Origin of the sequence: Limnobacter litoralis (assembly GCF_030160455.1) — a bacterium.
Taxonomy (GTDB): domain Bacteria; phylum Pseudomonadota; class Gammaproteobacteria; order Burkholderiales; family Burkholderiaceae_B; genus Limnobacter; species Limnobacter litoralis.
In genome coordinates, this window is record NZ_BSOJ01000010.1 from 90,987 (window position 1) to 105,230 (window position 14,244).

16 protein-coding genes and 1 other RNA gene are annotated in these 14,244 nt (G+C 58.4%); 10 read left to right on the forward strand and 7 right to left on the reverse strand.

Annotated features, from left to right (window positions below; all coding sequences use genetic code 11):
- Positions 1–63 precede the first annotated feature (63 nt).
- From QQJ87_RS05735 to QQJ87_RS05770, 8 genes are all read left to right on the forward strand, one after another.
- The gene (locus QQJ87_RS05735) at positions 64–1,377 is read left to right on the forward strand and encodes an amidohydrolase family protein (RefSeq protein WP_284280496.1); all 1,314 of its coding nucleotides are present in this window, start codon (positions 64–66) and stop codon (positions 1,375–1,377) included.
- Positions 1,378–1,461: 84 nt separating this feature from the next.
- Complete coding sequence (gene ompA / locus QQJ87_RS05740) at positions 1,462–2,121, forward strand: outer membrane protein OmpA (RefSeq protein ID WP_284280497.1); 660 nt, start codon at positions 1,462–1,464, stop codon at positions 2,119–2,121.
- 118 nt (positions 2,122–2,239) lie between these two features.
- Entirely contained in the window at positions 2,240–2,953 is a 714-nt protein-coding gene (ubiG, locus tag QQJ87_RS05745; protein ID WP_284280498.1) for a bifunctional 2-polyprenyl-6-hydroxyphenol methylase/3-demethylubiquinol 3-O-methyltransferase UbiG, read from the forward strand.
- A gap of 4 nt (positions 2,954–2,957) precedes the next feature.
- Positions 2,958–3,614: an HAD family hydrolase gene (locus QQJ87_RS05750; protein ID WP_284280500.1), complete on the forward strand. Its 657-nt coding sequence runs from the start codon at positions 2,958–2,960 to the stop codon at positions 3,612–3,614.
- 29 nt (positions 3,615–3,643) lie between these two features.
- Positions 3,644–4,011: a transfer-messenger RNA gene (ssrA, locus tag QQJ87_RS05755) on the forward strand.
- 390 nt (positions 4,012–4,401) lie between these two features.
- A complete protein-coding gene (locus QQJ87_RS05760) occupies positions 4,402–4,929 on the forward strand; it encodes a helix-turn-helix domain-containing protein (protein ID WP_284280501.1) in 528 nt (175 codons plus the stop codon).
- A gap of 3 nt (positions 4,930–4,932) precedes the next feature.
- Positions 4,933–5,079: a hypothetical protein gene (locus tag QQJ87_RS05765; RefSeq protein ID WP_284280502.1), complete on the forward strand. Its 147-nt coding sequence runs from the start codon at positions 4,933–4,935 to the stop codon at positions 5,077–5,079.
- A gap of 52 nt (positions 5,080–5,131) precedes the next feature.
- Positions 5,132–7,570 (forward strand): DUF4238 domain-containing protein, encoded by a 2,439-nt coding sequence (locus tag QQJ87_RS05770; RefSeq protein WP_284280503.1) that lies wholly within the window; start codon positions 5,132–5,134, stop codon positions 7,568–7,570.
- A gap of 155 nt (positions 7,571–7,725) precedes the next feature.
- On the opposite strand, the gene QQJ87_RS05775 is transcribed toward QQJ87_RS05770, so the two are convergent.
- The 6 genes from QQJ87_RS05775 to QQJ87_RS05800 all read right to left on the reverse strand — a co-directional run bounded on the left by QQJ87_RS05775 (position 7,726) and on the right by QQJ87_RS05800 (position 12,836).
- Positions 7,726–8,154 carry a LacI family transcriptional regulator gene (locus QQJ87_RS05775; protein ID WP_284280504.1) on the reverse strand — a complete coding sequence of 143 codons (429 nt, stop codon included), beginning with the start codon at positions 8,152–8,154 and terminating at the stop codon, positions 7,726–7,728.
- Positions 8,151–9,506: a recombinase family protein gene (locus tag QQJ87_RS05780; protein WP_284280505.1), complete on the reverse strand. Its 1,356-nt coding sequence runs from the start codon at positions 9,504–9,506 to the stop codon at positions 8,151–8,153. The genes QQJ87_RS05775 and QQJ87_RS05780 overlap by 4 nt, the downstream gene beginning before the upstream one ends.
- A complete protein-coding gene (locus QQJ87_RS05785) occupies positions 9,503–10,003 on the reverse strand; it encodes a DUF2924 domain-containing protein (protein ID WP_284280506.1) in 501 nt (166 codons plus the stop codon). Before QQJ87_RS05785 ends, QQJ87_RS05780 begins: the two co-directional genes overlap by 4 nt.
- Positions 10,004–10,389: 386 nt before the next feature.
- Positions 10,390–11,604, reverse strand: coding sequence for a hypothetical protein (locus tag QQJ87_RS05790; protein ID WP_284280507.1), 1,215 nt, complete (start codon positions 11,602–11,604; stop codon positions 10,390–10,392).
- 3 nt (positions 11,605–11,607) lie between these two features.
- Positions 11,608–12,498 carry an ImmA/IrrE family metallo-endopeptidase gene (locus QQJ87_RS05795; protein ID WP_284280508.1) on the reverse strand — a complete coding sequence of 297 codons (891 nt, stop codon included), beginning with the start codon at positions 12,496–12,498 and terminating at the stop codon, positions 11,608–11,610.
- Positions 12,499–12,515: 17 nt separating this feature from the next.
- Positions 12,516–12,836, reverse strand: coding sequence for a helix-turn-helix domain-containing protein (locus tag QQJ87_RS05800; protein WP_188469092.1), 321 nt, complete (start codon positions 12,834–12,836; stop codon positions 12,516–12,518).
- Between the two features lie 205 nt (positions 12,837–13,041).
- Between QQJ87_RS05800 and QQJ87_RS05805 the strand changes: the two genes are divergently transcribed.
- Positions 13,042–13,356, forward strand: a complete 315-nt coding sequence (locus QQJ87_RS05805) for a hypothetical protein (RefSeq protein ID WP_284280509.1) — start codon at positions 13,042–13,044, stop codon at positions 13,354–13,356.
- 49 nt (positions 13,357–13,405) lie between these two features.
- A complete protein-coding gene (locus QQJ87_RS05810; RefSeq protein ID WP_284280510.1) occupies positions 13,406–13,621 on the forward strand; it encodes a hypothetical protein in 216 nt (71 codons plus the stop codon).
- Positions 13,622–13,630: 9 nt separating this feature from the next.
- On the opposite strand, the gene QQJ87_RS05815 is transcribed toward QQJ87_RS05810, so the two are convergent.
- Positions 13,631–14,161 (reverse strand): hypothetical protein, encoded by a 531-nt coding sequence (locus tag QQJ87_RS05815; protein WP_348534576.1) that lies wholly within the window; start codon positions 14,159–14,161, stop codon positions 13,631–13,633.
- Between the last annotated feature and the right edge of the window lie 83 nt (positions 14,162–14,244).

Consider the following 14,244-nt stretch of genomic DNA (forward strand, 5'->3'; position numbering starts at 1 on the left):
GTATCAGCCAAAATCAGCAGGACGGCTCGCAATGGTGCGTTCCAATTCAACTAGATTGACCCTATGCAACTCTTGATTCCCAGACTGCTGCTATGCCTGGACGGAAACACTGAAGTCCTTGAAAATCATGCTGTTTTAATCGATGGCGAACGCGTTGCCGAGGTGGGCCCAGCCCTCACCTTGCTGGCCAAATACCCTGAAGCAGAAAAAATTGAATTGCCAGATCAGGTTTTGATGCCTGGCCTTATCAATTGCCACACCCATGCCGCCATGAACCTGTTCAGAGGCATCGCCGACGACCTAGCACTGCATGACTGGCTTCAAACCCGCATCTGGCCCTTGGAAGGTGCCCACGCGGATCAGGAGTTTGTTTACGACGGCACCGTGATGTCGGCAGCAGAGATGCTGCTTGGCGGAACAACGACTTTCAATGACATGTACTTTTACCCCGATCAGGTCGTGCAAGCTGCAATTGACGTTGGAATTCGCGTGGTTGCGGGCATCACAGTCATTGAATTTCCCACCCGCTATGCCTCGGATGCCAATCAGTACATCGAACTGGGCTTGGCCGCCAGAGACAAAACCCTGAACGAGGCGACGGTGCATTGGTCAGCGGCGCCGCACGCGCCTTACACCGTGTCCGACGACACTTTTCTGAGGCTTGCCAGCCTCGCTGAAGAATTGAATCTGCCCATTCACTGCCACCTGCACGAAACGGCCAGCGAGGTCACCGACGCGGTCAGCAGGAACGGCGTCAGGCCGTTCGACAGACTGCTCAAACTCGGCGTCATCAACGAACGTTTCATGGCTGTCCACGGCGTGCATCTCAACGACAGCGAGCTGGCTCAAATGAGCAAAGCGGGTGCCAGCTTGGTGCACTGCCCGGCGTCCAATCTCAAATTGGCCTCTGGGATTGCACCCATCTCTACAGCCTTGAAAGCCGGAGTCAACGTGGTGGTGGGTACAGACGGTGCTGCCAGCAACAACAAAATCGACATGTGGGACGAGATGCGTCTGGCCGCCTTGCTGTGCAAAGGCGCTTCTATGGATGCAACCGCCTGGACAGCCAGCGAGGCACTGCTTGGCGTCACCAATGGCGCAGCAAAGGCACTGGGATTGGAAAGCGTGACAGGCCGAATCTCCGCCGGTTTCAAGGCCGACCTGATTGCGGTCGAACTCGACCAGAAACCCCACCAAAGTCCCCTTCACAACCTCGTCTCAAAACTGGTGTACAGTGGCTCGGCGCGTGATGTGGCGCATGTTTGGGTCAACGGGAAACGAGTTGTGGAATCGCAACAACTTGTAGGAAAATCATCACAATTAGTGAGCCAAACCATGCGAAAAGTAACGCGAGTATGGCAGACTCGCTTACAGTAAGTTGGTGTGGGTATGTAAACCACCTGTTTGGTGTACCCGTTATTTATTCCCAACTATGACTTTAATTAACCCCAAGGAGCAACAATGAAAAAAATGTCGACCCTTACGCAAGTTCTGGTAGCTGCGGCTATCGGTGCAGCGTCAACAGCCGCCATGGCTCACACAACCAGCAAAGGCGAAGGCGAAGCTGGTTATGTAGTTGACTCAAGCAACAACATCGTTCGTTCAGGTTTCGGTGAGTGCGTAAGAACAAGCTACTTCACCGCTGCTTTGGCCACTCAGGAATGCGATCCTGACCTGCTGCCAAAGAAAGTAGTGGCTCCTGCACCAGCACCTGCGCCAGCACCTGCCCCAGCACCAGCACCTGCTCCAAAGGTTGTAGTAACCAAGGTTGACCTGTCTGCCGACACTTACTTCGACTTTGACAAGGCCACCCTGAAGCCAAAAGGCAAAGAGCGCATCGACCAGGAAATCAAGAAGCTGGGCGACGTGGATCTGAAGGGTGTAATCGCCATCGGTCACACAGACTCAATCGGTACTGAAGCCTACAACAAGAAGCTGTCACTGCGTCGTGCAGAAGCTGTGAAAGCTTACATGGTCAGCAAAGGCGTTCCAGCCGACCTGATCAAGGTTGAAGGCATGGGTGAATCACAGCCAATCGCAAGCAACAAGACTCGCGAAGGCCGTGCGAAGAACCGCCGCGTTGAAATCGAATTCAGCGCATCACAGAAAGTCGTGAAGTAATTCCGGTTTTCTGGAATAAAAAGCCCAGCTTATGCTGGGCTTTTTTTTATTCTGATTTTCGTCAGACTGGCTTAGTCGGGTAAACTTGAAGCTTTCCCAATCTGACCGAGCATCACCCATGAACCAAGCAGCACCCGGTAACGTTGATCCCTCTGAATTGGCCAAGTTCTCCGCACTGGCCAGCAAATGGTGGGATCCCAACAGCGAATTTCGTCCTCTTCACGAAATCAATCCCTTGCGCTTGAACTGGATTCATGAAAGGGCAGACCTCAAGGGCAAAAAGGTTCTGGATGTGGGTTGCGGCGGCGGCATTCTATCCGAAAGCATGGCGCACAAAGGTGCCGACGTTCTGGGCATTGATTTGGCAGAAAAGTCACTGAAGGTTGCTGAGTTGCACAAACTCGAGAGTGGCGCACAGGTTGACTACCGAATGATCTCTGCAGAGCAGCTGGCCGGTGAACAGCAAAACTGTTTCGACGTAGTGACCTGCCTTGAAATGCTGGAACACGTCCCGGACCCCAAACAAACGGTCAAGGCTTGTGCTGACTTGTGCAAGCCTGGTGGCTGGTTGTTCTTCTCAACCATCAACCGCAACCCCAAGAGCTTTGTCTTCGCAATTGTCGGCGCCGAATACATTCTGAACCTCTTGCCACGCGGCACACATGCCTACGAAAAGTTCATCAAACCCTCCGAATTGGCGAAGGCCACTCGCGATGCAGGGCTCGAGTTCACCGAAATCATCGGCTTGGTCTATAACCCAATCACCAAAGTCTACCGCCTGGCCAAAAACACCGATGTCAATTACATGATTGCTTGCAGAAAGCCAGGATAATCCCATGGCAATTCGCGCAGTCATGTTCGACCTGGATGGAACACTTGTGGACACCGCACCCGACCTGTGCGGCACCATACAAGACATGCAGCGGCAACGTGGGGTTGAAATTACGCCATTGAAAGAAATGGAACACCTTGCCTCTGGCGGGGCAAGGGCTTTGTTATTCAAAGGGTTCGGGCTACAGCCAACAGACTCCGAATTTCAGGCCATGCGTCAGGAATTTCTTGCCCACTATGAAAGCCGCATCGCGCACGAAAGCAGGGTGTACCAGGGTGTACATGAGCTTCTGGAATGGCTCGAGCGTTCGGGCATCCAATGGGGTATCGTCACCAACAAGCCATACTATCTGGCCGAATTGCTGATCAAGCAATTGAACGTTTTTCACCAGTGCTCAACCTTGGTGGGGGGCGACACCGCCCCGGAACCCAAGCCTTCCCCCCTTCCCTGCACGCTGGCTGCAAGCCGCATCGGTGTGTCGCCGGAACGCTGCGTCATGATCGGCGACGACGAAAGGGACGTGGTCTCAGGTCGAAAGGCAGGAATGCAGACCGTGGCCGTGCGTTACGGTTACATCGCCAGCGACATCGACGCCTGGAATGCCGACCACATTTGTGACCATCCTTTGGACATCAAAACCTGGATTGCATTGCAACAATAAGTCTCAGGGCTTATACTGGAAAGCTCTCTGGGGCCGCCATGGTTTCGACGTGGATTGCAAAGCTATTGAGGGCGTGTCGAGGATCAGTTACCTCGTAAATCCATCTGAAAAACAGTAAACGCAAACGACGAACAGTTTGCTCTAGCAGCTTAATCGCTCGCTAGATCTCACACCAGCTTGCCGATGGGCTGGGCAGGGTCAAACCTGCGGTGGGATCATCGCACATCGGATCGCTGCATGCAGGGTTGCGATGCAAGTGGCTAAATCAAGCAACTCGCGGCTGTCGTAGGGTGTCCCTTCCCGACAATGGCCGTTAAAACCAAATAAGACGACTACACACGTAGAACTTGTAGTGGAGGATTTGCGGACGCGGGTTCAACTCCCGCCGGCTCCACCAATATCGAAACCCCAACCACTCTCGGTTGGGGTTTTTTCTTGCCCGATCGCGCCGGTTCCCGCGTGTTAGCGCGGCTTCCTGCGAATGCCTGCGGACTTCGTAGGCTGGCCCAGTGGTCAGTTCATGGCCGCTTTCCACTCTCTCCCAGCTCTTCTTCTCTCCGGCATCGCTCTTTGCGAAACGCCCGAAGTCCGCAAAGGCCGCCATGCTACCCATTACAAATCAAAAAGTTACGCGCGGACTATTCAAGCGGTTGATTTTCATCATCGGTAGGCGAAGGAAACTGCCCGGAGGCAATGACGGGTTGGTTGTCGTTTTTAGACTATCTTGCAATAGGCGTATTTGGCCTATAAACTAACAGCATGTTTCAACCCATCCAAAGGGGAAACCATGCAGAAGATGATCATCATCCCAGCGCAGATCCGCGCCGGCCGAGCACTACTTGACTGGTCGCAGGATGAACTCGCCAAAGCCGCCGACGTGGCGCTCACGTCGGTCCGCGACCTCGAAAGCCAGAAGCGCGCAGCCGACAGCGGCACGGCCGCTGCGGTCCGCCGCACGCTGGAGAACGCTGGCATCGAATTCTTGCCCGGCACTGTGGAAGGCGGTCCAGGGGTACGGCTGATCGCGAACCGCCCGAACCTGGTCCGCCGGCCGACGACGATGACCAAGTGGGACGGATTGCCGTTCACGATCGAATGGCAAGGCAAGGAAGTGACGGTGTTCCTCAGCCGCGAGGCGATCGAAGATCTCGGCCGGCATAGCGGCACCGAAGACGACGCCGTCTATCTGAAGACCTTCGACAAGTTTCGCGGCAGCATCCTCGACGGCGTGCGCGCCGCGCTCGCCGATCCCAAGAATTTCGATCGGCAAGGAAACCTTCGGGTGACCGGTGCCTACCTGCGCGAGTTGGCCTGACCCATGAGCGCGATTGAAGAACTGCTCAAGGAATACCACGGCAAAGTCAACATAGCTGCGTCCAGCTTCTACGCTTGGAGAAAAATCGATAACCTGGCCGCGCACGACCCAGCATTGTTTCAGGCGCTGCAGCGGAATGCGCTGTCATGATCAGGTTCGCCCGACAACAACCGCTGCCACAGCGATGAACGTGGAGGGTTCAATGCCTGACCAAGTGACCAGGAACAATCACTACGTACCTCAGTGGTACCAACGCGGCTTCCTCGAGTCTGGTCAGTCGCATCTGCACTACCTCGACACGTCGCCGGAGCAGAAGATACTGCCGGATGGTCGAACTGTGCCGATGAACGCCGCGCACAGGTGGGGACCGAAAAACTGCTTCTACGAGTACGACCTCTACTCGACGCATTTCGGCACGGTGGTGAACGACGAAGTCGAGAAGTTCCTTTTCGGCTCCATCGACGTCAGGGGCACCAAGGCAGTCCGCGCATTTGCCGGCGGAGACTTGTCGGCGATGCACGACACGTTCCAGGACTTCTTCGAATACCTGGATGCTCAGAAGTTGCGAACTCCCAAGGGCTTGGACTGGATCAAATCGCGCTACTCGTCGCTCGACCAGCTGCAGCTCATGAGGGAAATGCAAGGTCTGCGGTTCATGCACTGCACAATGTGGACCGAAGGGGTGCGCGAAATCGTCTCAGCCGAAGAGTCCGACGTTAAGTTCATCGTGAGCGACCACCCGGTGACCATCTACAACGCAGCGGCTCCTCCGACGTCACCCGAGTGCGCGTACCCGGACGACCCGTCCATTGAATGGGTAGGCTCGCAGACGGTCTTTGTGCTCGACGCCAACACCTGCCTCATTCTGACGCACTTGGAATACGCGCAGGCCCCGAAGTCAGGCAACCTCACGGCGCCCCGAACTCACGCTAGGTATCGTGGGCAGAGTCTCGTGCGCACGGATGCTTTCATTCGCACTCGCAAGCTCTCGCGAGACGAAATCACCACCATCAACCACCTGCTCAAGAGCCGTGCACGGAGATACCTGGCCGCGTCCAACAAGGAGTGGCTGTATCCAGAGAAGTCGTTCACCGGCGCATGGCAAGACATCGCGCAAGTGCTGCTGCCAAGAGACGACCTCTGGCGATTTGGCGGTGAGATCTACGTCGGGCACGCCGACGGCTCAACGCAATACCAAGACGCCTTTGGACGCACCTCTGGTGCCCACGAATACCTGCGACGCAAGAAGCGCAAGACTGGCCTTGGTCCCAACGACTTCTGTGGCTGCGGAAGCGGCCGCAAGTTCAAGCATTGCTGCAAGGATCTGCCCTCAGCCGACCGCCCAACATGGGATGTCTACGGCATTCGCGAACGCAATCTCATGTTTTGCCATGTCGTGCAGGACACCTTGGGGTTGAAGTCGGGGAAGACCTGGGACGATGTCCGGCGTGAGCTGAGCGACGAACAGGTCAAGCGCATCCACGAGGCGTTCGCCAGCCTTTGGCCAGAGGACACGGACCTGTCGGAGCTATTGCCCAGGCCTAGGAATGGCACGTTTCGGGCTGTCTACCTGGGCACGTCCGATCCACGCACGGTCGAAGCGACGGTCCTTGGATGGCTTCCATACTTCGACCAGGTGATTCTCGCCCACCCCTTCATCAACCCTCTACGCATCAAGCCAGAGTTCAGCCCAACGAAATCTCCCTCACAGCACAGGGCACAGACGCTGAAGAACGTGCTTCTATTGTTGTTGCTGGAGCCTTATATCCGGGCCGGCTATGTGCACCTCATTCCCGACCCAGGGGACTTCAACTCGCAGTTCGGCATGTCGGCGCTTCAAATGGCGGAGCAGCGCACTGCGGGCTGGAAGCCGGACCGAAAGAGCGCGGGTCGGCTGGAGGCGCTGGCCAAAGACGATCACCAACGGCTCATGCGGCAGTTGCCGGAGAGCTCGCTGAGACGATCAATGCGTCAGCACATGCCAGAAGCCTCGGATGCGGAGATCGACTCCGTCATCGCGTACATGAAGTCAGAGCTCGCGGCGGACCCGTACGCACTGTTGCAGCCCATCGAGCCGGGAGAGTCAGGTGCGCAATTCCTGTACTTCAAGGGTTACAGTCTGGAGTCGGCGATGTACCTTGCATCACTTACCGGCTCGGCCATCTACACGGACGTCGAGGCGCATTGGCAGCAGCTGCACACGCATGCCCAGCAAGCAGACCGAGCGCCAAACACGGCATGGACTCCCGTAGTGGACAGCCTGCGGGTCGTCAACTTCCCGATCGACATGAACGCGCAGACACTCTACGAGACGCTGCAGGGCGGGCGCTTCGGGAGCATGAAGGCAGTGCTGCGGCGCTTTGTCGACGGGGTTCAACAATCAAGCGGCGCGCAACAGCCCGAGCAGATCGCACTGCAGTTTGCGAAGGCGCACCAGGCCATGCAAGGCGAGTTGGCCGACATGCCGGATGCGCTGCGCTTGGTTGGGCACGTCGAGCTTTCCGTGCCTGTCAGAGGCTTCGAACGGAACGACGTACGGCGTTTGCTGCTGACCTTCGGCAGGGCAAAGTCTGTTCGCCCCATACCGTTCGCCATGTTGATCAACCTTGAAGCAGCCACTGCTGCTGATGGCTATCAATGAGGCGGGGCGTCCGGCATCCGCATGTATGTCTGATCGTCAGCTTTGTGACTGGGAATCCGAGAGGCCGTAGGGCCGATCGGGGTCGCAAGGAGCCGCAGGAACCGAAAGATTTTCTCGCTTTTTTAATCGGCGCGCGAATATGCGTAGCGACCGGTCTACACGAGCCGGCTTCGCTGCTCGTCCCACAGCGCCGGCGGATCGACCGCTAGGTCGAACAGCGTGACGTGGTTCGGCATGGCATCGTCCAGGATGGCGGCAACGATGTCCGGCGCCAGCGTGGTCAGGTTGACCATCCGGCTCACGTAGCTGTTGTCGATCCCCTCCAGAGCCGCGATCTCCTTGAGGGACTTGGCCTCGCCCGACTCCAGCATGGCCAGCCAGCGGTGCCCCCTGGCCAGCACCAGTTGCAGCGGCGTGGCCGCCGTATCCCACGGCCTGGCCTTGGCTGTTTCGCCATTGGGCAGCGTGACCAGCTTGCGCCCGCTGCGCCGCTTGATCTGGATCGGCACCGACAAGGTCAGTCGGCCATCGCTGGCCTCGATGATGTCGGGCTCGCCCGTCTTGTGGATGCGGATCTCACTCATGCCAAGGCCTCCTCGGGCTGGGCAACACCCGCCGGTTGCAGTTCAAGCACCAAGCGCTCGATGCCGTTGGCCCGCAGTCGCACTTCAAGATCGTTGGGCGACACGATCACTTTCTCGACCAGCAGTTTGACGATGCGGGTCTGCTCGGCCGGAAACAGCTGGTCCCAAATCGTGTCGAGCCGCGTCATGGCGACCGTGACCTTGGCCTCGTCGAGACTGGGGTCCAGTTCGATGGCGCGCGGCAGGACGTCGCCCAAGAGAGTCGGCGATCGCAGGATCGAGCGCAGCTGGTCCAGCACGGCGGATTCGAGTTCGGCGGCCGGAAGTCGCGGCAGCCCCGATGCGCCCGCGTGCTCCTTGTTCTCGCGCTGCGGCACGTAATAGCGGTAGCGGCGGCCGTTCTTCTTGGTGGTGTGAAACGGTGACAAGGCCCGGCCGTCGTTGCCGAATACGATGCCCTTGAGCAGATACGGCACAGTCGCCCGGGTGGCATTGCCGCGCACCCGTCCGTTGGTAGCCAGGATGGCGTGCACCTGATCCCACAACGCGCGGTCGATGATGGGCGGGTGCTCGGCCTGGTACCACTGCTCCTTGTGGCGCAGTTCGCCGAGGTAGGTGCGGTTATTGAGCAGCTTGTAGATCAGCCCCTTGTCGATCGGCTTGCCTTCGCGGGTCTTGCCGTCCTGCGTGGTCCACGCCTTGGAGGTCACGCCGTCCAGCTTCAGCTCCTTGAACAACAGCGTCCCGGAGCCGAGTTCGACGAAACGCTGGAAGATGTGCCGAATGAGCTTGGCCTCGCGTTCGTTGGGCACTAGCCGCCGGTTCTCGACGTCGTAGCCGAGCGGCGGTACACCACCCATCCACATGCCCTTGCGCTTGCTGGCGGCGATTTTGTCGCGGATGCGCTCGCCGGTGACCTCGCGCTCGAACTGGGCGAAGGACAGCAGGATGTTCAACATCAGCCGCCCCATCGACGTGGTGGTGTTGAACTGCTGGGTGACCGACACGAAGGACACACCGTAGCGCTCGAACACCTCGACCATCTTGGAGAAGTCGGCAAGGCTGCGTGTCAGGCGGTCGATCTTGTAGATGACGACCACATCGATCTTGCCGGCCTCGATGTCCGCCATCAGTCGCTTGAGTGCGGGACGATCCATGTTGCCGCCGGAGAACGCCGGATCATCATAGTCATCGGCGACAGGAATCCAGCCCTCGGCGCGTTGGCTAGCAATGTAGGCATGACCGGCATCGCGCTGGGCGTCGATGGAGTTGTATTCCTGGTCCAGTCCCTCGTCGGTGGACTTGCGCGTGTAGACGGCGCAGCGCATACGGCGCTTCAAAACTTCGCTCATCGCCGCGCTCCCTTCGTCGCCTTCGTCTTGGATGTGGCGGGAACCTTGAGCCCGAAGAACAGCGGCCCGGACCAGCGTGTTCCGGTGATCTCGCGGGCGATCATCGACAGGCTCGGGTACATCCGGCCCTGGAAGTCGTACTGGCCGTCCTGGGTCACGATCACGCGGTGCTCAACGCCCTGGTACTCACGGGTCAGCACGGTACCGGCTGCCGGTCGGTAGTCGCGATCGCGCTTCTTGACTTTGCCGGTCTCGATCAAGGATGCGATCCGGCGCTTGTTGCGCTCCAGCAGGCCTGCATCGACCTTGCGGAACTCCATCTCCTGCAGGCGGTAGGCAATGCGGCGCTCGAGAAACTGGCGGTTGTGGGTGGGCGTATCGCCGCCGAAGAGTCGCTGCCAGAGATGTTTGATTTCCGGCATAGCCAGCTCGGGCAGTCGTGCGATCTGCGCAGCCACCGAGGGTGGCGTGGTGAAGGTGCTTGTATTCGTTCTCATCAGGACTCCGTTTTTGTGTTGTTGACGGTGTCTGAATGAACGCTCTGGTTGCCATGAAAGCCAAGTAAAACTTCGCTATCTTCAGCACTATCTGCGGACCGGAGATGGTCAGCCAGTCGAAGGCGCGCGATCCCATTTGCCAGCAACGACGCGAGCTCGCGCCGACGCTGTTCGGGAGTCATCCGGTTGGGTGGTACTTGGTTGATTGCATGCATCGGTGTCGGTCCTCTCCGTCAAACTCGCTTGAATAGCGAAATTCTCCGGACGAACGCTGACCGACACCATGAGGGAGTTTCGGGCGCGGGCGTACTGGTGCGGGCCGCTGCGAATACGCAGTATCGGCGCAGCCAAAACGCCGTGTCGCCAGAGCCCAAACCGCGCGCGAATCAGCCCGGCAAATGATGGGCCAGGACCGTTTTCATGAACTGGTTGCCCACGGGCGCGGACGACATCAGGTTCCTGATCTGCGCCCTGATCTGTTGAGCATCCGCCCCGGCCTTTGATGCCGCCTGCATCACGACCGAGTAGGCGTCGAGCACATCGAGGCCGGTGATGTCATAGCCGTGACCGAGCGAAATCCAGCGTAGTGACGCAAGGCCGGCGGCGACAGCGAACTCCGGTTGACTCTCGGCAAAATCCCTGGCTGCGCGCGCCAGTGTGCGCGGGTCGGTCGGGTTGTGGGTGACCAACTCGATGGCAACGTCGAACAGGCCGGCATCCTTTGCGGCGGCGAACCACTTGCCTTCAGCGCCTGGGGTGCTGGCAATCAGATCGCGCAGGATCTGTTCCGGCAGAATGCCCGGATATTTTTTGGCGATGGCGCGAAAGGTGGCAAGGTTGGTCGTGCCTTGATTGGCTTCGATCGCATAGCGCCGGTACGCATCCTCTGCCATGCCCGACGACAACAGGATGGCTTCGCAGGCCTCGGCAATCTGCCAGCCCGGGTCGTTCAGACCGCGTGACTGCTCGGCATATCGAACCGCCTCCGCTTTCTTCCCCATCGCTGCCAGTGCTTTGACGCCCCACTGGCGGTCGTGCCACCACTTGAAGGGCGCGCGCTCCAGCAGCGCCAGCAGTTGTTCGTGGCGGCCGGCGGCATACAGCGAAGCCAGGCATGCGCTCGTGCCCTTGAAAAAGCCGTGGCCGGAGGAGCGGGGACTCCAGACGTGTTCGACCAGCGGCAAGAACTCGTCGACCCACGCGAGCGCCATTTCCGGCGTGACGCACAACTCACCCCAGTGCTCCCCGAGGGATTCGATGTAGGGAATCTCGTCGTCCTGCAAGGCCTGCCACAGGCGTTCGAGCCAATGCTGTCGAACGCGCGGTTCGACATCAACCTTGGCAATGATCGGCACCAAGGTCTCGATGGCCTTATTGACCGCCGAACCCAGGGCGCCCGACGAACTGTCGACCTGCTCCAGCGCTGGCGAGAGCTTCTCCAGCAGGGTCACGGCACCCTCGGCCGCGAGCAGCGGCTCCTTGCGCGCGAACTGCTTGATTTCCGCGAGGGCTTCCTTGATACGCTGAATCGGCGTGTCAGATCGCCAGCCGAAGGCGTGACGGCGGAAGCGGGAACTGAACTGCCATTTGTGCGCGCTCATGATCTATCGCACCGGGTTTTGGCCGTTGCGGATGAATCGGTCGAAGGTGTCTTCCTCAGCCTCTTCATCCTCATGCCGAGGCCGCTGCCATTCGGCGTCGGGCATCAACAGCAGCGTCAGTGTGTAGTCGTACTGCCCCGCCACCCGGGTCATTTCGGTGACGGGCATGCTTGCGGGTTCGCGTGGAAACCAGCTCTGTGCCCGGCCCGTCTGTTGATCGCCTGCGTCCCAGCCGTTGTAGCTGTGAGCCAGCGCCTGGCGAGGCAACTCGATGGTGTTCTTGCGGGTGGCGAAGTAAGCGCCGGACCGAAGTGCTGCCTCGTTCGACTTGGCCCACAGCATGTGATCATCCCGGCTGGCCACCAACACGGCGCGCTTCGGAGCGATTTCGGTCCAGCGCAAGGCGGCGGCTGTCAGCGAAACACCGTAGCGTTCGGCGCAGTGACCCAGCAGATCGAAGCTGATCGGCTGCCCATCCACCTGGCGCCGGAAATCATCCAGCGGCATCAACAGGGTCGAGGCGAACGAGTCGGATTCGGCCTCGATGTCGCGCCCATTGTTGTCCCCGGTTTCGATGTCGTCGCCACCGCACTCGAAGCGATCCTGTTGGTGGCGGTGCAGGAGGTAGTGTCCAAACTCGTGCGCAATGGTGAAACGCTTCCGACCTTCCGAGGCTGTTGCACTGTTGTAGAGGATCAGCCATTTCGAGCGCGACTTGTTGGCCGCCAACATGCCGTCGAAATCGTCCAGGTCTTCTCCCTGAACCTTGTCGATCGGCGAATCTGCAAAACACTGATGCGAGTACTCCAGCGCCAGCTCGTCGACCTTCACCGGAAATCGTTCGGTGCCAAGCACCGCGTTGAGCATCTTCGAGATGCGGTTGGCCTCGGCCATGGGCCTCTTCGCATCCGTCATTCGTCTTCCCACGCATCGAGGATTTTGCGGATCTTCTTCTTGTCCGGCTCGGACATGGCTTTGAACTTGCGGAAGAACGCTTCATCGAGCACGGCCTCGTCCGGCGTGGCCGAGGACTCCGTGAGCAGGAACTCGGTGGTGACCTCGAGCACAGCGGCGATCTTTCCGATCTTCTCTGCTGACGGCTTCGGATCGTCCTTGTTTTCCAGCTCCCAGATGTAGCTCTTGCTGGACTCGGTCAGCTCGGCCAATTGTTCAAGGCTGAGCTTTTTCTGCTTGCGCAGTGCACGGATCTTGTCGCCCAGGGGGGATGGCACCGTTTTCTCCTCATTCGTCTGCTTCAATCCAAAAATGATACCACTACACCGAACAAAACTGTACCTGCTTGACAAACCACTATCCGACCGGAAATAATCTGAATCGTTCGGTACACCGAACGTTATCGGTCTGAAATCCCCAACAAGAAGACGGGGGCCTGGGCTGGTGCCAACCCAATCAAAACCTTGCAAAGGGGGAATGTCGATGAACGATGCTGAAAATCTGTCCAAGCTGCTCGGCCACCTGCCGCCGGCAGTCTTCCGTGAATTCATGGTGGGGGAGTTCAGTCTGGCCATGCCGGAACTGGACAAAAAGCAGGGCAAGCAGGAACAGCGCGCCGTCATGGAGTCGGTACTGTCGACCCTGACGGTGAGCGAGCGCCAGAAGATCGAGGAAGTGGCCGAGCGCATCGTGCTGCTGTCGGACGGCGCCGGGCAGGACGTCATCGAAGGCATCAGTCAGGACATCTTCGGCGACGCTGAAAAAAACGGCGTTTGCCGCCATCCCGAATCAATATGAACGCGCGCTGTGGCTTCACCTCCATGAGCCTGCACTGTTCGAGGAGGCATTGAACGCCCGTCAGGCCGACGTGTTCCGACAGAGCGCGTCGTGCTATTCCGGCTACGTCGCGCCCAAGGACCTCACGGTGCTGGACGACGCAGCAGCGCGGCAGGCATTCCATCAGGCCGTCGCTCAGCACCTTGGTTGCGCGGCGGACACTGTCGCCGTCCAGGTCTTCAAGCGGCTGCGCCCCAAAGGTAGCTTTCGAGTTCTTGTTGTGTAATGCGGGTACTCATAATGCCTTGACCTTTTCGGCAATGATCATGAGTTCTTCTTTTGCGAACTCTGCCAATTGCTGCCAGAAATCCGTTGCGATGAACCGGATGAGCTTATCAAGCTGTTTCGATCTGTAACCTTCTGGAAGATATGACTCTAGATCCCCCCTCGACAGGACAAAGAGATAATCCTCTCTTTTTGACCTTACGAAATCATTAACCGAGCGCTGCTCATCTTCAGTCAAGTCACTTCGCAATCTACGTCGCCGCCCTTTTATGTACTCCCAAAGTGTTCGCAAATCATCTATTGAACCTGAGGCGATAGCCTCCTCGAGCCGGTTAGCTAACGAGTCGCCATCTGTGCTCTTAGGATTGTCTACGACATCTGTCTTGATTTCCTGCTCATTCAGAGTAAACAGCGCCTTGATTTCAGCCGTTCCCAGTTGGTTCAAGTAATCGCGATCTGCGATTACGGCATACGGCACTTCGCATGCCTTGAGAATCGCCTCATAGGGGGCGAAGAACCCCTTTCCGCCCACACTAATAATTTCGCACGTGCGGGTAGTTGACCTTGCCCTCGTTTAATGGATACGTTAACTCGAACTATGCAGCCTTCCCGTTGAGGGATTTG